21 protein-coding genes are annotated in these 17,039 nt (G+C 71.0%); 11 read left to right on the top strand and 10 right to left on the bottom strand.

The window, feature by feature from the left end; genetic code table 11:
- The first annotated feature begins 19 nt into the window (after nt 1-19).
- Genes Hhyl6_RS04830 through Hhyl6_RS04800 form a run of 7 tightly spaced genes read left to right on the top strand, consistent with a single transcriptional unit; the run spans nt 20 to nt 5,325 of the window.
- A complete protein-coding gene (locus Hhyl6_RS04830) occupies nt 20-658 on the top strand; it encodes an HAD family hydrolase (protein WP_483738092.1) in 639 nt (212 codons plus the stop codon).
- Entirely contained in the window at nt 652-1,569 is a 918-nt protein-coding gene (locus tag Hhyl6_RS04825) for a CobD/CbiB family cobalamin biosynthesis protein (RefSeq protein ID WP_483738091.1), read from the top strand. The genes Hhyl6_RS04830 and Hhyl6_RS04825 overlap by 7 nt, the downstream gene beginning before the upstream one ends.
- Nucleotides 1,560-2,336 (top strand): adenosylcobinamide-GDP ribazoletransferase, encoded by a 777-nt coding sequence (cobS, locus tag Hhyl6_RS04820; RefSeq protein ID WP_483738090.1) that lies wholly within the window; start codon nt 1,560-1,562, stop codon nt 2,334-2,336. Before Hhyl6_RS04825 ends, cobS begins: the two co-directional genes overlap by 10 nt.
- Nucleotides 2,336-2,875: an NTP transferase domain-containing protein gene (locus tag Hhyl6_RS04815; RefSeq protein ID WP_483739672.1), complete on the top strand. Its 540-nt coding sequence runs from the start codon at nt 2,336-2,338 to the stop codon at nt 2,873-2,875. Before cobS ends, Hhyl6_RS04815 begins: the two co-directional genes overlap by 1 nt.
- 40 nt (nt 2,876-2,915) lie before the next feature.
- Entirely contained in the window at nt 2,916-3,968 is a 1,053-nt protein-coding gene (gene cobD, locus Hhyl6_RS04810; protein WP_483738089.1) for a threonine-phosphate decarboxylase CobD, read from the top strand.
- Nucleotides 3,961-4,665: an adenosylcobinamide amidohydrolase gene (locus Hhyl6_RS04805; RefSeq protein WP_483738088.1), complete on the top strand. Its 705-nt coding sequence runs from the start codon at nt 3,961-3,963 to the stop codon at nt 4,663-4,665. The genes cobD and Hhyl6_RS04805 overlap by 8 nt, the downstream gene beginning before the upstream one ends.
- 9 nt (nt 4,666-4,674) lie before the next feature.
- Nucleotides 4,675-5,325, top strand: coding sequence for a cob(I)yrinic acid a,c-diamide adenosyltransferase (locus tag Hhyl6_RS04800; RefSeq protein WP_483738087.1), 651 nt, complete (start codon nt 4,675-4,677; stop codon nt 5,323-5,325).
- A gap of 20 nt (nt 5,326-5,345) precedes the next feature.
- Here Hhyl6_RS04800 and Hhyl6_RS04795 read toward each other — a convergent pair whose 3' ends face one another.
- On the bottom strand, nt 5,346-5,705 hold the full coding sequence (locus Hhyl6_RS04795; protein WP_483738086.1) for a DUF8152 family protein: 360 nt from the start codon (nt 5,703-5,705) through the stop codon (nt 5,346-5,348).
- Here Hhyl6_RS04795 and Hhyl6_RS04790 point away from each other — a divergent pair.
- From Hhyl6_RS04790 to Hhyl6_RS04780, 3 genes are read left to right on the top strand one after another with little or no spacing between them, the layout of a single operon-like run.
- Nucleotides 5,692-7,167 carry a cobyric acid synthase gene (locus tag Hhyl6_RS04790; RefSeq protein ID WP_483738085.1) on the top strand — a complete coding sequence of 492 codons (1,476 nt, stop codon included), beginning with the start codon at nt 5,692-5,694 and terminating at the stop codon, nt 7,165-7,167. The genes Hhyl6_RS04795 and Hhyl6_RS04790 overlap by 14 nt on opposite strands.
- A gap of 58 nt (nt 7,168-7,225) precedes the next feature.
- Nucleotides 7,226-7,993 (top strand): nucleotide-binding protein, encoded by a 768-nt coding sequence (locus tag Hhyl6_RS04785; protein WP_483738084.1) that lies wholly within the window; start codon nt 7,226-7,228, stop codon nt 7,991-7,993.
- Nucleotides 7,990-8,523 (top strand): DUF8054 family protein, encoded by a 534-nt coding sequence (locus tag Hhyl6_RS04780; RefSeq protein ID WP_483738083.1) that lies wholly within the window; start codon nt 7,990-7,992, stop codon nt 8,521-8,523. Before Hhyl6_RS04785 ends, Hhyl6_RS04780 begins: the two co-directional genes overlap by 4 nt.
- 7 nt (nt 8,524-8,530) lie before the next feature.
- On the opposite strand, the gene Hhyl6_RS04775 is transcribed toward Hhyl6_RS04780, so the two are convergent.
- The 5 genes from Hhyl6_RS04775 to Hhyl6_RS04755 all read right to left on the bottom strand — a co-directional run bounded on the left by Hhyl6_RS04775 (nt 8,531) and on the right by Hhyl6_RS04755 (nt 11,416).
- A complete protein-coding gene (locus Hhyl6_RS04775; RefSeq protein ID WP_483738082.1) occupies nt 8,531-8,764 on the bottom strand; it encodes a helix-turn-helix domain-containing protein in 234 nt (77 codons plus the stop codon).
- Between the two features lie 243 nt (nt 8,765-9,007).
- Entirely contained in the window at nt 9,008-9,799 is a 792-nt protein-coding gene (locus Hhyl6_RS04770; protein WP_483738081.1) for a helix-turn-helix transcriptional regulator, read from the bottom strand.
- A gap of 48 nt (nt 9,800-9,847) precedes the next feature.
- Complete coding sequence (locus tag Hhyl6_RS04765; protein WP_483738080.1) at nt 9,848-10,378, bottom strand: DUF7261 family protein; 531 nt, start codon at nt 10,376-10,378, stop codon at nt 9,848-9,850.
- Nucleotides 10,375-10,779: a DUF7262 family protein gene (locus tag Hhyl6_RS04760; protein ID WP_483738079.1), complete on the bottom strand. Its 405-nt coding sequence runs from the start codon at nt 10,777-10,779 to the stop codon at nt 10,375-10,377. Before Hhyl6_RS04760 ends, Hhyl6_RS04765 begins: the two co-directional genes overlap by 4 nt.
- The gene (locus tag Hhyl6_RS04755; RefSeq protein WP_483738078.1) at nt 10,772-11,416 is read right to left on the bottom strand and encodes a DUF7263 family protein; all 645 of its coding nucleotides are present in this window, start codon (nt 11,414-11,416) and stop codon (nt 10,772-10,774) included. The genes Hhyl6_RS04760 and Hhyl6_RS04755 overlap by 8 nt, the downstream gene beginning before the upstream one ends.
- Here Hhyl6_RS04755 and Hhyl6_RS04750 point away from each other — a divergent pair.
- Entirely contained in the window at nt 11,400-11,702 is a 303-nt protein-coding gene (locus Hhyl6_RS04750) for a hypothetical protein (RefSeq protein WP_483738077.1), read from the top strand. The two genes, Hhyl6_RS04755 and Hhyl6_RS04750, sit on opposite strands and share 17 nt — an antisense overlap.
- Before the next feature lies 1 nt (nt 11,703).
- Here the strand turns inward: Hhyl6_RS04750 and Hhyl6_RS04745 are convergent, their stop codons facing one another.
- From Hhyl6_RS04745 to Hhyl6_RS04730, 4 genes are read right to left on the bottom strand one after another with little or no spacing between them, the layout of a single operon-like run.
- Nucleotides 11,704-12,150 carry a DUF7266 family protein gene (locus Hhyl6_RS04745; protein ID WP_483738076.1) on the bottom strand — a complete coding sequence of 149 codons (447 nt, stop codon included), beginning with the start codon at nt 12,148-12,150 and terminating at the stop codon, nt 11,704-11,706.
- Entirely contained in the window at nt 12,143-12,886 is a 744-nt protein-coding gene (locus tag Hhyl6_RS04740; protein WP_483738075.1) for a DUF7289 family protein, read from the bottom strand. Before Hhyl6_RS04740 ends, Hhyl6_RS04745 begins: the two co-directional genes overlap by 8 nt.
- A complete protein-coding gene (locus tag Hhyl6_RS04735; RefSeq protein WP_483738074.1) occupies nt 12,883-14,772 on the bottom strand; it encodes a type II secretion system F family protein in 1,890 nt (629 codons plus the stop codon). Before Hhyl6_RS04735 ends, Hhyl6_RS04740 begins: the two co-directional genes overlap by 4 nt.
- Nucleotides 14,762-16,978 carry a type II/IV secretion system ATPase subunit gene (locus Hhyl6_RS04730; RefSeq protein WP_483738073.1) on the bottom strand — a complete coding sequence of 739 codons (2,217 nt, stop codon included), beginning with the start codon at nt 16,976-16,978 and terminating at the stop codon, nt 14,762-14,764. Before Hhyl6_RS04730 ends, Hhyl6_RS04735 begins: the two co-directional genes overlap by 11 nt.
- Nucleotides 16,979-17,039 lie beyond the last annotated feature (61 nt).

Raw genomic sequence — 17,039 nt, 5'->3', positions numbered from 1 at the left:
TTGCAGTAATCACACGCACGTGGCACTCTCGTTCGACCTCTTCGGGACCCTCGTCGACGCCGACAGGCCCGACGCGCCGTGGGACGCCGTCGCCGACAGCCTCGCGGCGTCCGGGGTCGCAGTCCCCGACGACTGGGCGGCCGCCTACCGGACCGCACACCGCGAGTACGACCGCGGCCGGGAAGCGGCGCTCGACGAGCACGTCCGTCTCGCGCTGGCCAGCCGCGGCGTCGAGGTGACGCCCGCCGCCGCGCGCGAGGCCGTCCTGTCCGCGTTCGACGCCCCGGTGACGGTCCGAGACGACGCCCGAGACGCCCTCGCCGCGGCCCACGAGCGCGGACCGGTCGCCGTCTGCTCGAACTGCAGCGTGCCCGGACTGGTCGAACGCACCCTCGAACGCGCCGACCTCGGCCCCGAGACGGCGCTCGGTCCGGGTGCCGTCGTCACCAGCGTCGGGTGTGGCTGGCGCAAGCCCCACGAGCGAATCTTCCGGGCGACGGCCGCGGCGCTCGACGTCCAACTCGACGCGCTGGTTCACGTCGGCGACGACGCCCGGACCGACGGCGGGGCCGGCCGCGTCGGCGCGACGTCGCTCCTCCTCGACGACGTCTCGCTCGAAGACGTCGCGGCGCGACTCCGGGAGGGGTCGCTGTGCTGACCGCGGGTGCCGTCCTCGTCGCGGCCGCGCTGGAGGCGGCCGTCGGCGAACCGTCGACACCGCTCCACCCGGTCGCGTGGTTCGGGTCGCTGGTCGCGCCGCTGGACCGCGAGTGGACGCACCCGCTGGCCGTCGGGACGCTCGGGGCGCTGGTCCTCCCGCTGGGCGGGGCCGTCGCCGTGGCCGGCGTCGTCGCCGCCGCTGGCTCTCTCGCCTCCCTCGCCGCGGCGGCGCTCGCGGGCGTCGCGCTGTTCCTGACGACCAGCCTCCGGCGGTTGCTCGAAGCGGCGTCGGCCGTCGTGGCCGACTCCGAAGACGACGTCGAGGCCGCCCGCGACGGCCTGCTCGCACTGGCCGGGCGGGACGCGAGCGACCTCTCGCCGGGCCTCCTGCGGAGCGCGGCCGTCGAGAGCGCCGCGGAGAACCTCGCCGACGGACTGGTCGCGTCGCTCGGGGCGTTCGTCCTCGCGGCCGCCCTCGCGCCGCTCTCGGGCCTGCCGACGCTCCCCCTCGCCGCCGGAGCGGCCGCGTGGGTCAAGGGCGTCAACACGATGGACTCCATGCTGGGCTACCGCTCGAAGCGCGTCGGGACGCCCGCCGCGCGCCTCGACGACGCCGTGATGTGGCTGCCCGCCAGAGCGAGCGCGCTCTCCCTCGCCGTCGCGTTCGCGGACCCGCGCTCGCTCGCCCGCGCCCGGTCGTGGGTGGGCCGCGTCCCGTCGCCGAACTCGGGGTGGCCCATGGGCGTCGCCGCCGCGGCGCTGGACGTCCGACTAGAGAAGCCGAGCGTCTACGTCCTGAACGCCGACGCGCCGCTTCCGACTCGTGAGCGCGCCCGACGCGGCGTTCGCGGGGTCGCCGTGGCCGGCGTCCTCTCGTACGCGCTGGCGGGGGTGGCGACGTGGCTCTGAGCGCGCTCCGTGGCGCGCTGGGCTTTCTCTCTCGCCTCCCCGTCGGCCACAGCGAGGCCGCGTGGGACGCTTTCACCGACGCCCCGGCGGCGTTCCCGCTGGCGGGGTACGTCGTGGGTGTGCTGGCCGCGCTCCCGTTCCTCGCCGTCGGTCTGCTCCCGCCGTCCGTCGTCGCGGCGGCGTACCTCGCGAGCGTCGTCCTCGTCACCGGCGTCAACCACGCCGACGGCCTCGCCGACCTCGGAGACGCCGCCGTCGTCCACGGCGACCCGGACGAGCGCAGAGAGGCGATGCGCGATACGACCGTCGGCGTCGGCGCGGTGCTCGCACTCGGGACGGCCCTGCTCGGCCTCGCGCTGGGGGCGCTGGCCGTGGCGGGACTCCCCCGCCTCGTCGCCGTCGCTATCGCCCTCGCCGCCGAGGTGGGCGCGAAGCTCTCGATGGCGACGCTGGCCTGTCTCGGGCGGCCGAGTCACGAGGGGTTCGGCGCGGCGATACTCGACGGGCAGGGACCGGGGGACCTCGTCGCTCCGGTCCTCGTCTCGGTGCCGGCCGCGCTCCTCGCACTCCCGGCGACTGCGGGGGCGGTACTGGCCGGCCCCGTCGTCGCCCTCGGCCTGCGCCGGTGGGCGGACCGACGACTCGACGGCGTCGGGGGCGACGTGTTCGGCGCGGCCAACGAACTGGCCCGGGTCCTCTCGCTCCACGCCGCCGTCGCCGCGTGGGTGCTCCTCGACTGGGGGGTGGTCGCGTGGACAGCGTGGTGATGTGCGGCGGCCGTGGGACCCGCCTCGACGCGGCGGTCGAGAAACCCCTGTTTCGAGTCGGCGGCGTCCCGATGGTGGACCGCGTGGTCGCCGCGCTCCGCGACAGCGCCGTCGAGCGGGTGTACGCGGCCACCTCGCCGAACGCGCCGGACACCCGCGCCCACCTCGACGTGCCGACCGTCGAGACGCCCGGGGACGGCTACGTCGTCGACCTCGACGCGGCGCTCGCGGACGACCGCCTCTCGACGCCGGTGCTGACCGTCGCGGCGGACCTTCCCCTGCTCGACGGGCCGATACTGGACGCCGTGCTGGCCGCTCACACCGACGGCTCGATGTCCGTGCTGGTCCCCGCCGCCCGGAAGCGCGAACTCGACGTGAGCGACGACACGACCTTCGAGCGAGACGGGCGCGAGGTGGCGCCGACGGGGGTCAACGTCGTGGGCGAGGACGGCGACGACGCGTGGCACACCGACGACGTGCGGGTCGCGGTCAACGTCAACACCCTCGCGGACGCCCGCGTCGCCGAGCAGTATCTGTAACTCGCGAACCTTTTCGTCGCTGGTCGCCCTTGTCGGTCGCATGGACCCCGACACCGTCGAGCAGTTGCGCGCCGCCGGCGCGACGGACCCGCACGTCGACGCGGACGGGCGCGTCCCGCACGGCAGCAGCGACGACCCGGAACTGCTCGACTTCAGCGCGAACACGAACCCGCGGGTGCCGACGGGCGCGGCCCGCGTGTTCAGCGCCGCCTTCGCCGCGGCGCGGTCGTACCCGGCCGACGACTACGCTGGATTCCGAGCGGCCGCCGCCGAGTTCGTCGGCTGTGACCCGCGGCAGGTCGTCCCCACGGCCGGCGGCCTCGAAGCCATCCGGCTGGCCATCCAGACGACGGTCCGGGCCGGAGAGAGCGTCCTCGTCCCGGCGCCGAGTTTCGGCGAGTACGCCCGGGAAGTGCGCTTGCAGGGCGGGGAGCCGTCGTTCGTCGCGCACGGCGAGGTACTCGACAGCGACCCCCGACCCCACGCGATGGCAATCGTCTGCAACCCGAACAACCCGACCGGGGAGTGTTACGACTCCGAGGCGTTGCGGGCCTTCGCCGACCGTTGCCGGACGGCAGGGACCACGCTACTCGTCGACGAGGCGTTCCTCGGCTTCACCGACCGCCCCTCGTTGGCGGGCCGCGAGGGCGTCGTCGTCGCCCGGTCGCTCACGAAACTGTTCGGCCTGCCGGGCATCCGGATGGGCTACGCCGTCGGGTCCGGGACGGTCTGCGACCGACTGGCGACCGCTCGGCGGGCGTGGTCGATGAGCGAACCGGCGGCGGCGCTGGGCGAGCACTGCTACCGCGACGACGCGTTCGTCGCGGCGACTCGGGAGCGAGTCGAGAGCGAGCGCGAGCGGATGCGTGACAGGCTCTGCTCGCGGTTCGACGTCTTCCCATCCGACGCGCCCTTCCTCCTGTTCGCGGTGGACGAGACGGACGTGAGCGTGGACGACCTGCTCGGGACCGCTCGCCGACGGGGCATCGCGTTGCGGGACGCGCGGACGTTCCGTGGGCTGGACAGCCACGTCCGCGTCGCGGTCCGAACCGCCGACCAGAACGACCGCCTGCTGGAGGCGCTGGATGTTTGAGACGACGCGCCGGGATGGCGTCGTGCAGGCCCGACGGGAAGGGGCGCGCTGGCTCTCGACGGCGTGGGACGGCGGCTACCGCGACGCCGACGCCGTCTACAACGTCACGGTGCCGACGGGGTTCGAGCGGACGGACCTCGACGCCTACCGCGAGGAGCGACTGACCGACGCCGGCTTTCCGGTCGGGCCGACGCTCCTGACCGGCGTCCACATGGACCACGCCCGCCGTGCGGAGAGCGGGCCCGTGACGGCGCTCGCGACGGCAGGCCTCTCGAACCCGGCGACGCTGCCCGTCGGCGAGGCGAGGGAAGAGACGGACGCGAGCGACCGGGCCGAGGACGCCGACGACTGGCGGCCCGGCACGGTCAACCTCGTCGTGGGGGCCGACCGGGCGCTCTCGGAGGGGGCGCTCGCAACACTGCTGGCCACGGCCGTCGAGGCGAAGGCGGCGACGCTACTGCACGCCGCCGGCGTCCCCGGAACGACGTCGGACGCCGTCGTCGTCGGGTCCGTGCCGGACGCCGAACCCGCCGAGTTCGCGGGGAGCGCCACGGCGGTTGGCGCGGCGGCACGGGCCTGCGTGCGCGACGCCGTGCGCTCCAGTCTGGCCGCCCGCTACGACGACGGCCCGCCGAACCCCGTCGAAGCGGAGTACGGCGTCGTGACCGACCGCCAGACCGATGTTCGACCTCCCTGAAGGACGGGTATGAGCGACAACACCGCCGGCCCGACCGCCGAACCCATCACGCCGAGCGCTCCGGAGGCGTTCGGTCTCGTGCAGGTGTGGTGGGGCGACGGCAAGGGGAAGACGACGGCGGCGCTGGGGATGGCGACCCGCGCCGTCGGCCACGGCTACCGAGTCCACCTGCTGCAGTTCATGAAGGGCGGCACCGGCACCGTCGAGGACGTCCGGGGCGAGTACAACGCCATCGCCGCGCTTCCGGGGTTCTCCTACGAGAACGCCGGCCACTACGGCTGGCACGGCTTCGTGGACGGGAGCGACGACGACGAACACGCGGCCCGCGCGCAGGGCGCGTTGGCTCGCGCTCGCGAGATTCTCGACGCCAGCGGCGACGCGGACCTCGCCGAACCGCTCGACCCCGACGGACCGCCCGAAGACGGCGTCAACATGCTCGTCCTCGACGAGATTCTGTACGCCGCCAACCGCGGCCTACTCGACCCCGAGGAGGTCGTCTCGCTGGTCGAGGACAAACCCGACGACGTGGAAATCGTCCTCACGGGCGGTCACGAGCCACCGGAGTACGTCTTCGAGTACGCGGACCTCGTCACGGAAGTCGGGAAAATCAAGCATCCGCTCGAAGCAGGCCACTCGGCGCGGAAAGGCACCGAGTACTGACCGGCCGGTCGGCCGGCGACCTACGACTCCGACAGGAGCGATTCGAGGAGCGCCCGCGCCGCCTCGACGTGGTCGTCGGCCACCTCGTCGCCAGTCCCCTCGACGTTCTCCAGCAGGTGTGCGACCGTCTCCAGCCGTCGACGCCTGACCGCCGGGTCGAGGTCGCTCTCGACCACGTCCCCGGCGACGGCCTCGGCCTCGCCGAGCCACCGACTCGCCGTTCGCTCGACGGGGCGCTCGCCGGTCGCGGCGAGGTGGTCGCGGAGGGTCCGAGTTCGCTCGTCCGTCACGGCGGGCGGTTCGGTCGGCGACCGGAAAAGCCCGCCGACGAACCACTCTTGGTGCCGGGGTGCCGAGAGTGGGGCGATGGCCGACACCATACTGGTCGCCGGAACGGCTTCGCACGTGGGCAAGAGTACGGTGGCGGCCGGGCTCTGCCGCCTGTTGGCCGACCGGGGCGTGTCGGTCGCACCGTTCAAGGCCCAGAACATGAGCACCAACGCGCGGGCCACGCCCGGCGGCGAAGTCGGCGTCTCGCAGTACGTGCAGGCCCGCGCCGCCCGCGTCCCGGCGACGACCGACCACAACCCCGTCCTGCTCAAACCCCGCGGCGACGGGGAGTCCCAACTCGTCGTCGACGGCGAGGCGGTGGCCGACGTCGCGGCCGGCGAGTACTACGACGACCACTGGGACGAGGCGCTCGCGGCGGCCCGAGACGCCCACGCGCGACTCGCGGCCGGCCACGACGTCGTCGTCGCCGAGGGTGCTGGCTCTATCGCCGAAATCAACCTCCACCACCGAGACCTCGCCAACGTCGAGACGGCCCGCTTCGCCGACGCCGACGTGTTGCTGGTGGCCGACATCGAACGCGGCGGCGTGTTCGCCTCGCTGGTCGGCACGCTGGAACTCGTCCCCGACGACGTGCGAGAGCGAATCGTCGGTGCCGTCGTCACGAAGTTCCGCGGCGACCGCTCGGTCCTCGACCCCGGCCTCGGGGAGTTCGAGGACCATACGGGCGTCCCGGTGCTTGGGGTCCTCCCGTACGACGACCCCGGACTGCCCGAGGAGGACAGCGTCGCCCTGCCGCCGGTCGGCGAGCGGTCGGTTCGCGGCGGGGCCGACGGCGTGGCCGACGACCGGAGCGTCACTGTCGCGGTGCCCCGCCTCCCGCACATCTCGAACTTTACCGACCTCGAACCGCTGGCGGCCGAACCCGGTGTCCGGGTCGCCTACGTCCCGCCGTCTGCCTCGCTCGCCGACGCCGACGCGGTGGTCCTCCCCGGGAGCAAGAACACTGTCGACGACCTGCTGGCGCTCCGCGAGGCTGGATTCGGCGACGCGCTCCAGTCGTTCGACGGCCCGGTCGTCGGCCTCTGTGGCGGCTACCAGATGTTGGGTGAGGAGATTCTGCACGCCGATATCGAGGGTACTGGCGACGCCGAACGCGTCGAGGGATTCGGCGTCCTCCCGGTCACGACGACGTTCTCGACCGAGAAGACGGTCGAACACGTCACCCGGGACCTGGACGGCGCTGGCCCACTGGCCGGCGCACGCGGGACCGTAGAGGGCTACGAGATTCACATGGGTCAGTCCACGCCGACGGCCGACGTCGCACGGCCGTTCGAGGGAGCAGGTGCGGCCACTGACACCGCGCTCGGGACGTACCTCCACGACCTGTTCGCGAACGACGACGCGATAGATGCCTTCGTGAGAAACGCGTTCGGGGCGGCTGGAAAACAGCGCCGAACCGTGAGTGAGAGGTGCGCACCAGACCCTCACGACCGAGCCGCTGCCCTCGTCGCCGATTACGTCGACCACGGCCCGCTGCCGGTCGACTGGTAGTTTATTCACTCTCCACGTTCCGCGAACTTTATGTGTGAGCGAGGGGCCAGTCACCCGCATGGTCGAAGTGTTCGCCGTCGCCAGCGGGAAGGGTGGGACCGGTAAGACCACGAGCACGGTCGCGCTGGGGATGGCCCTCGCCGAGCGCTACGACGTGACCGTCGTCGACGCCGACACGGGGATGGCGAACTTGCTGTTTCACGCCGGCCTCTCGGAGGTGGAGACGACGCTCCACGACGTGCTTGCCGGCGACGCGGGCGTCGACGAGGCGGCCTACGAGCGGTTCGGGATGACCGTCGTCCCCTGCGGGACGAGTCTCGACGGGTTCCGGGACGCCGACCCCACCCACCTTCGGGAGGTGGTCGCGACGCTCGCGGCCGACACCGACGTCGTGCTTCTCGACTCCCCGCCGGCGCTCGACAGTCGGGCCGCGGTCCTCCCGATAGTGATGGCCGACCGCATCGTGGTGGTCCTCCAGCCGACCATCCCCGCCATCTCGGACGGGTTGAAGGTACAGGAGTACGCCACGTCCTACAATACCGGCGTCGCGGGACTGCTGTTCAACAAGGTCCGGGAGGACGAACGAATCGAGGACGTCACCGAGAAGACCGAGCGGTACTTCGAGGGTCCGACGCTCGCCGCCGTTCCGGAGACCGAACGGGCACGCGAGGCCCGCCGGGCGGGTCGACCGCTGTTGGCACACGCACCGGACTGCGACGCGACGGCGGCGTACCACCGGGCGGCCGACGCGCTCTCGGTCCGCGAGGGGGACTCTGATACGGTAGCCGACAGGTTCCGAAGCGCCGTCATCCCGGAGACGCCATGAAGCTCCCTCGTGGTACGCTCCGCAAGTCCCGCGTCGTCACCGACCCGCGCGAGCCGCTCGCGGACGTCCTCGACCGGTCGCTGACCGGGTACGCTGTCTTCGAGTCACAGGAGACGCTACTGCTCGACGCCGAGGGTCGCGGGGTCGTCACCTTCGAGGGTGGGGTTCCGGTGCTGGCCTACCACACCGGAACCGACCGCGGCGGGCCGCCGGCGCTCGCCGACCTCGCGGTCCCCGGGCCGTACCACGTCTCGGTGTTCGAACTCGACGCGGCGGACCTCGCCACCGCTCACGATGCCGAGGAGCTACGCGTGCCGCCGGGGATGCCCGCCGAGCGACTGGCCGGTGACCCGGCGCTGGCAGACAGCACGCGTCGCGCGGCCCCGGCCGACCGGACACCGACGCCCACCGAATCGACCGCGGACCACAGCGCCGTCGAGGCGTTTCTGCAAGACGAAGAGAAGATAGCCGCGATTCGCGAGCGGGCCCGCGAAGAGGCCCGAGCGCGTGCCGAGGAGTGGGACTTCTGAGTCGGATTCAGTCGGTTCGGACCGGAATCCACCAGACGCGCGAGCGACCGCCGACTTTCTTGCTCGTGATGTCGGTCCCCGATTCGAGGCTGTGCAGTTTGTTCAGCGCGGTCCGACGCGAACAGCCGAGTCGGTCGGCTACCTCCGACGCGGTCAACGGTTCGGCGTAGTCCTCCCGGTCTTTGAACACCTCGATGACGTCCGATTCAGTGTATTGGACCTCTCGTCCGGGCGGTGACATATGTGTGAGATGGGTGGCCGGGTACTTAACTGTCGCCCGGGCCGGGGGTGTTACAGGGGCTGTAACATATGACAGCGGGTAAGTATACGGTGCTTCCACTCGCCTTCGACGATGGGGAGACCCCCTCCACCTCCGGTGGGTGCCCTCGATGGTGTCCGAGGTGCGCCCGCCATTCGCGGCTCCGCTTCGGCCTTCCCCCCGCCGACGTCAGTCAGGGTTGCACTCCGACGACTGACGTCTTTTTCAGGAGTACGCCGCCGCGAGCGACTCGGCTCGTTCGCGATGGCGTTCGAACACGCGACGCGCCCAGTCGGCGACCGCCGGACCGCTCGTCTCCAGCACCGCCCTGATGTTGTTGTGGTCGTCGTAGGCCGCCAGACAACACCGCTCTCCGTCGACGACGAGGCCGAACGTCAGTGGCTCCTGATGGACGTAGATGTCTATCTGGTCGTGCTCCAGCCCGTGTTCGAGTGCGTCGGGGTACTCCTGTTCGGACTGTTCGAGGACCGTCCGGTCGATGACGAACTCGATAGACGTCCCCGACGCGAGCAACTCCGCCCCGACCTCGTTGAACGGTTGTGCGACGATGGGCGAGACGGCGTAGACGTCGCTCCCGACGGTGCGGAACCACTCGGTGAAGCGGCTGACCGCCGCCAGCGGGGTCCCGTCCGAACTGACCGTGAGTCGACCGTTCTCCAGTGCCGCCGTCGGCATGTCGTCGGCGATGTCGCCGAGGTGGGTCGCCAGCGGTCCGAAGTCCCGCGCACGACTCACCTCCGCCAACAGCGACTCGTACTGTTCACAGACGCGCCGTCCAGTCACCGTCGGTCGGTAGTTCCCGTCGCGCTTTACCACCCACTGTCGCTCTCGGAACCCCGCGAGGATGCGCTGAATCGTCGTCCGCGTGGCGTCGATTTCCTCACAGAGTTCGCACGGCCGCGCGGGCGAGTCACACAGCGCGGACAGGACGCTCCATCGCTGGGGGGACCCCGTAAGGAACTGTACGTCCTCGTAGGCCGCCTTCTCGGGTTGCATACCTGTTGGTTGCTCATTGTCACCCTCCGTTGTTAGTGGCTCGGTCTGTCAGACGGTGGTTAGGCCCCCCGGGCCGAGGACGACTGTGACTGTCGTCGTTCCCCGGTCGGACGTCGTCGTCACGTCCAGCACCACCCCGATAACGTGCGTCCGGTCCACCCTGTCCTGCACGACGACGCCACGGTCGGCGACGCACGCGCCGAACTGTCGGTCCGGACCGGAGGGGCAGGCCCGCGCACGCCACGCGCCGGCGGCACCCGCGTTGTAAGAGACGTCGGTGACGGTTCCCCGTTCGATGCGGGCCGTCCGAAGTCGAGACAGCGTCGGACGTATCTCGTCGCGGACGTGCGTGACGGCGGCCCCGCGACGGGCCCACGGGTAGGCGCTCGGGACGCCGTCGCTCGCCGTCACGACGGCCCGGTCGAGGACCCGGAGGGCGTCTTCGGTCGCGTCGTCGTAGTCGGCCGTCGCACGCACGTCGTCGTGATAGCCCAACTGGAGGTACGCGAGGACCACGGGCGCGAGGGCGACGGCCACCAGCGTCGCGGCCACGAGGACGAGTTGTCCCCGCCGACTCATGCGTACCACACCTCGATTCGGACCGTCCCGGCCCCAGTCCGGACGACGGCCGTACCGGTGGTGACGCGTCGCGGAACCGACGTCCCGACCGCTCCGTGTGGCGTCTCGAGTCTGAACAGGACGTTGGCCGGCAGGATGCGCCGAACACGCCGCGCCAGACTCGTCCGCTCCCGTTCGAAGGCGGCGTCGCTGGCGAGGACCTCCCGAAGTCGGGTTGTCCCCCCGTGGCGCGGCGGTTCGTTCGAGAGTATCGTCGCGGTGTCCTCGGCGTACGCCGTCAGTTGCGGATTACGGGTGTCTGCGGCCGGTGTCCCGAGGGCGAAGCCCAGCGCGACGCCGAGAATCAGTACGGTTCCCAGTGCCACCTCGACGAGCGACAGGGGGAGTTGGGCCCTACGCATCGACGGTCACCGCCAGCGTGGCCTTCGTCGTTCGCGGGGCGTCGTAGCTGACCCGCACGCTCCCGTTCGAGAGCCGTCCCGCCGTCTGGAAGTGAAGCGTAGTCGTCTGGTACGGCGGTACCCCGACGGCGAACGTTCCGTTCAGGCCACTCTCGTTGTGCAGGAGGACGCGGTCCTCCGCCCTGACGGTCCAGACGCTCGTCCCGTTCGGCGGGGTGACGGTGACCGTCGCGTTCCGGGTCCGGCGCGGGAGCGTGACGCTCGTCCCGTTCGGTTCGACCGTCGCCCGCGTCCGCCGCTCCACGAGCACGAGTCGGCGGATGGTCGTTCCACCCTGCGCGTCGCCGGTGGCCGCCAGTCGGGTACCGGCGAGTTCGACGCTGACGGCGTACTCCCGGGCGGGCGGCGCGGTCCGTCGGAGGGCCACCGCGTCGAACGCCTCGACCCGTGAGTGGTTCAGGACGTTCGCCCGTCCGGCCAGCGGGCCGTCGGCGTCGACCAAGTGGGCCGCCGTCGCCGCCGCGGCCCGGCGCTCGTCGGGTGTCCGGTCGGCACCGGTGATGGCCGAGTCGGCCATCGCCAGACCGAGCGCGGTGACGACAGTCAGGAGGACCAGAGCGATGGCAACCGCCGGCAACGTCGTCTGTGCCCGCCCGCTGGGTCGTCGCTCGCGTCTCGACGCCGTTTTCGTGCTGGCGAGACGTCTCCACGTCGTGCAGACGCTCGACCCCGGAGACCTCGCGTTCGTCGGCGGATTCGTCGCCGTCCTCTGTCTGGGTATCGCCGCGCTCGTGACAGTGGCCGCACCGACGGGACTGTCGGGATTCGTGGCGGCGCTCAGGGGCGCGTTCTTGCTGTTCGGCGTCGCTTTCCTCGCGATGGGCGTCCTCGGGGCCGTTCTCGTCGCCGTGTTCGGTGAGTGATTCATCGCTCGGCCTCCAGTCTGACTGCGAGCGTCCCGTTTCCGCCGGTGACGGTGACGACCGTGTCCGCGCCGCTCTGCCACGTCCCGGTGGTCGTGGAAACTCTGTCTGGAAGCACCGGACGCGTTCGACCACCGATGCCGTCGTGGGGATGGTCCAGCACCAGTGCGCCGCCGTCGGTGCGTATCTCGTAGGCGACGCCCTCGATGGTCGCCGGGAGGTCGACGCGGTAGGTGGCGGTCACCGACCGGCCCGCCGGTGGCACGGCCTGTTCGACTCGCGCAGTCGCTTCCGCGAGAGTCCGCTCGCCCAGTTCTGCACCGACCGCCGCACGATACCCCGGGAGGGCACCGCCGTACAGCGTCGTGGTGAGGAGTGCGACGTACAGCAGCACGATACCGAGCGAGAGCACCTTCTCGACGACGGTGCTGAGCGCGCGACTATCCACTGTGGACCTCCGTGTGCATCTCGTGGACGACCAGATGCACCGTCTGTCGCCCGTCGACGTTCGCGACGACGCTCGGAACGCCGTCGCCGTCGACGTCGGTCACCGTCGTTCGGGCTCCTACCCGACGGAAGTGACGTGCCACCGGGTCGGGGGTTGCCGTTTCGACGGCGACGGCGTAGTCCGCACTCGCGAGTCGGTGACGGTCGTGGGTGACGTTGGTCCGAAGCCGTGCGGTGACCCCGCCCGTCCCGCCGACTGTCGCGCCGCTCTCGTTCAGCGTCGGGACGCCGACGACGAGCGTACCGTTGTCCCGCGTGACGGTCACGGGCGGCCCACGGACCAGCCACGCGTTCCCCGGCGTGCCGCGGACGATGCTCCCGCCGACGAAGGCGACGCGAGTCGTCTCCCGCCGGTAGACGAGTCCCCCAGCCTCGATACGCCGCTGGACACCGCGCGGCGTCAGGACCCTGACGTCGCGGTCCACCGTCGTCAGCCGTCCCTCGCTGAACTGGACTCGAAGGCGGTTCGGCCCGGTCTGTTCGACGGGCCGCAGTCCATCGTCCAGCGCATTGGCGACCCGGGTCTCGTCGGCCGTCGCCGTCTGCCCGTCCACGACGCTCCCGACAACGGCGGTCAGGCCGCCGAGCGCGACGGCCGTGATACCGAGCAACAGGACGACGCCGACGACGTGGGACTGCCCCCGTCCACCCGCCGATGCATCGCCTCGCCGGGTCACAGCAGGCCCACCCCCGAGAAGACGACGTACGCGACCAGCACCAGTCCGCTGGAGTGCAACAGCGCCTCGTAGACCCCCCGGCTCGCGGTGCCGGCGAACCACCCGCAGGCGAGCATCGTCGCCTGCGTGACGACGTAGAACCGGTACCGCTCCCGCTGGGGGTCGATGACCGACGGGTCGAACGCCATTGTCTGTCCCCCGGCGACGGTGGACAACTGGGCGAACTCCGCCAGCACGTAGACGTTGACGGCGACGGTGATGCCCACGACCAGCAGTGCCGTCGTCCACCCGACGGCGACGTACACCATCAGCGCCGCGCGGAGGGACTTGCGCTGGTGGTACAGCTTCCCGATTTCGGTCTGGAGCGTCTCGAAGACGTCCTCGGCGTCGCTCCCGGCGTCGAGCGCGCCGACGACCAGTCCGATGGTCTGCTGGGCCATCGGCGTGCCGACGCGGTCGACGAACTGGTCTAGCGCCGCCGCTCGCCGGTCGTCGGCCGCCGCCGTTGGACTGTCGCCAAGCGAGAGGGTGAACGCCAGCGCCTCCACGTCCCCGGTCAGCGCCCCAAGTTGCACGTCGTCGGCCACGCGCCGGACGGACTGGGGGAACGGTCGACCGAGTGCGACGTGCCCAGCGACGGCGTGGACGAAGTCCTGAATCTCGCGGTCCTTCGCGTCGTCCAGTCGCGCCCGTCGGACGGCCACCAGCCCCACGGGGAGGCCGACCCCGACGTACGAGAGCAAGAGGACGTTCACCGGCCGGTAACCGAGGAGCCAGCACCCGACGACGAGGACGCAACCGACCGGTAGACAGACGGTGAGAGCACTGGCGGGGTTCGACGGGACCGTCCGAAGCGTCGCCACCAGTCCGTCCGGCCGGTCGTAACTCGGCGCCGCGGTGTTCCGGGGCCGGAGCGTGGTCACGACGAACGCCGCGAGCAGACCGGTGGCGAGCACGAACGCCGCGCTCCCGTAGACGATGCCGCTCCGGACCGACACCGGGCCTATGGGGGTCGCGACCGGCCGGGACAGGCCCGGCGCGAGGACCCCCATCACCGTGACGATGAGCACGACCAGCGCCGGGACCACCAACAGGACGACGAACAGTTCCGCCAGCAGTTCGAGGTAGCCGGTAGCCCGCTCGTGTCGTCGGCTCTGTTCGTGTGAGAGGAGTCGCCCCTCCATCTCCAGATACCCCTCCAGCGCGTCCGCGCTCTGGTTCGCGTGCTCGCGGAACTTCAGCAGGAACGGGGCCAGCAGGTCCCGGGAGGGAGTCTCGCTCGCTACGCGTTCGAGGCCCGCGTCGAGGCTCCCGGTCAGCGTGCCGTGGTTGAGCGCGCGGCGGAAGGCGACGGCCGTCTCGCCGTAGGCGTCCTGCCGAGCGACGGCCCGCAACATCGCGCGCCGGTCGTGGGTCCCCGACGCCAACACGCGGAGGTATCGCACCGCGCCCGGCAGGGTCGCGGCGATGTCGGCCCGACGGGCCGCCGCGACCCACGCGAGATATCGGGTCCCGGCCGCGAAGACGAGCGAGCGGAGGCCGAGACCGGCGAGGGCGGCGACCGACAGCGCCACCCCGACCCGCGGGAGCGTCGGGAGGACGAGTCTGTCGAGAATCGGGAGGCTCCGGGTTGCGAACGTCACCACTCGGTCTACCGTCCCCGCGGGGAGCGCCAGCGTCAGCGCCCCGGTCAGACCACCGCCGACGAGGAGGGCGAACCACGACAGTCCGTACACCCGCGCGACGTACAGGTCGAACTCGGTGTCCGGGTTGGCGGCCCGGTACTGCTCTCTCGTCGCCGAGCGGGCGTCGCCGTCGGCGTGGTGCCCGAACAGTGCGTACAGGCCCCTATCCAGCAGTCCGAGCGACGGCCCGTCAGTCCCCATCCCCGTCGACCTCCAGATGAAGCGGGTCCGTCGTCCCCTCCTGCCGGCGGAGTCGCTCGACCGTCGCGGCCTCGTTGGTCGCGAGGTCCGCGAGGACGCCGAACAGGGCTCCGAAGTCCGAGACGCCCTCGCGGACGAGATACTGCACGTAGCGGTGCCGCCGGTGGAACGTCTCCTCGACCGAATCGACCGGTTCGTCGCGGAGGGACGCGAGGCGGTCGAAGATATCCGTCTCGACTACCCGCCGCTGGTCGCCCAACTGCGGGTGGTCGTAGGCCAGTTCGAACTCGCCGTCGGGACGGCGCCGACAGAGCGTGTTGTAGTGGATGGTCTCGCCGTCCTTCTCGACGGTCGCACAGCCGTCGTGGACCGGGTCGTCGACGAACTCCACCACCTCGCCCACGTAGCGGTCGCCGCCGACGTGTCGCGGGAAGACGACGAGGTCTATCTCCTCCAGCAGGTACGTCGGGACGCCCTTCTCGATGACGCGGTTCACCAGCGTCTCTATGTCTGCCGCGTGGGTGGTTCCGAGGACGCCGTGGCCGGTGTTGAGCGTCTCGGCGAACGTCTCGAAGGACGCGGGCGTGTTTATCTCGGCGATGACCTCCACGTCGGGGTTGAGGTAGTTGCACTGGGTCATAAGGTCGGCCATCGTCACGCGGCGGTGGTCTCGCTCGTGGTCGCGGGTCGTCAGCGACACCCCCGTCTCGTGTGGAATCCGAACCTCGCGGGACCCCTCGTCGATGCTGATTGGCCGGTCCCGGTACGGGATGAAGGGCATGTGCGCGTTCAGGAGCGTCGTCTTGCCGGCGCCGGTCGGCCCGGAGAAGAGGACGACGCCGTGGGACTCGTACAGCAGCCACAGGAGCGCCACCAGTTCCGTCGGCAGCGAACCCCGTTCGACGAGGTCCACCGGCGTCATCGCGTCGGCGGACTGCTTGCGGATGGAGATGTGTGGACCGTCCTCGCTGATGGTGGGAAGCGCCACCGCACAGCGGATGGTCTCCTCGGTGTCGTGGACGCCGCCCTCCGGGTCGATGTTCACCTTCGCGCTCGGGTTCGAGGCGTTGAGTTCTGTGCCGTCGTCGGCCGCGAGTTGGGTGACGACGTTGACGAACGCGCTCTCGGACTCGAACGAGAGGTTCGTCGGGACTCGCCCGTCGTGCCCGAGGTCCGTCCGCGGGAGGACCTTCACCCGTTCGCCGACGCGGTTGGCCTCGATGTCTTCGAGCGTCGGGTCCCGGATGGGGACCGTGAGTTTCCCGTGGCCCACCAAGTCCCGCAGGACGTAGTACAGCAGGTCGTCGAGTCGGTCGTCGGCGAAGCGGTGGTCGACGGGCGGCACCGCGAGGTCCAGTTCCGCGAGCGCGGCCCGGACGCGATAGCGGGCGGCGTCCAGCCACTCGGTGGTGTTTCGCACCGTCAACTGGCGTGCCAGCAGGGACCGGGCGTGCTCCCGGACGAACTCCACTCGGTCCTCGACGAGGCCGTCGACGTTGGTCTCCCAGACGCGCTCCTTGCAGGTCTCGATGAGGGCCTGGTCTCCCGGGAGCAGGTCGGGTTCCCGGACCGCGTACTTCGTCGTGAACGGGTCGCTCCCAAGCAGGTGTTCGCGGTAGACGACCACCGGCACCTCGAACTCGTGGAACCGGACGGTGTGGCGACCGACGCGTTCGCTGGCGAACCGGCCGATGTACTCGGGGTCCGCCCCGAGCGCCGTCTCGACCGGCGCGTAGTCCTCCGTGTGGACGACGACCCCGTCGTCGGTGACGTCGGCAACGTCGATTCGGTCGTCGAGCGCGTACGGCGTCAACTCCCCGAGACACGCCAGCGAACACAGCGCGTGGTACGCGACCCGTCGGCGGGCCGACGGCGAGCAGTCGACGAGGCGGTCGATGACCCGCCGGTGTTTCGGGTCGAACCCGCGCTCCATCCGTTCGATAGCGCCCTCTCGCGTGCGCGGCCGCTCGATGTTCGCCCCGTCGAAGTACGACTCGACGGTCGAGAGCGTCGCCGCCTCCTCGGCCCCCAGTACCGGGGCCCGGACCTCGTACCGGAAGCCGTCGTCCCGGCGGACGGTGACCACCACGCCCGGGTAGATTTCGTCCTGTTCCCTGACCGACGGCGCGTACCACGCCGCGGTGTCGTCCGGCGGCACCGGTGCCGGTACCGCCGCTGTCGCACCCCATTCCCCCTGTTCGCTCATCGAACGTTGGTAGCCACTCTTTCCAACTTAAATTATCGCATTTAGATACATTATAAAATGG

The sequence above is a fragment of the Haloarcula sp. H-hyl6 genome (genome assembly GCF_056934455.1).
This window is presented reverse-complemented; position numbering and strand designations above follow the sequence as displayed.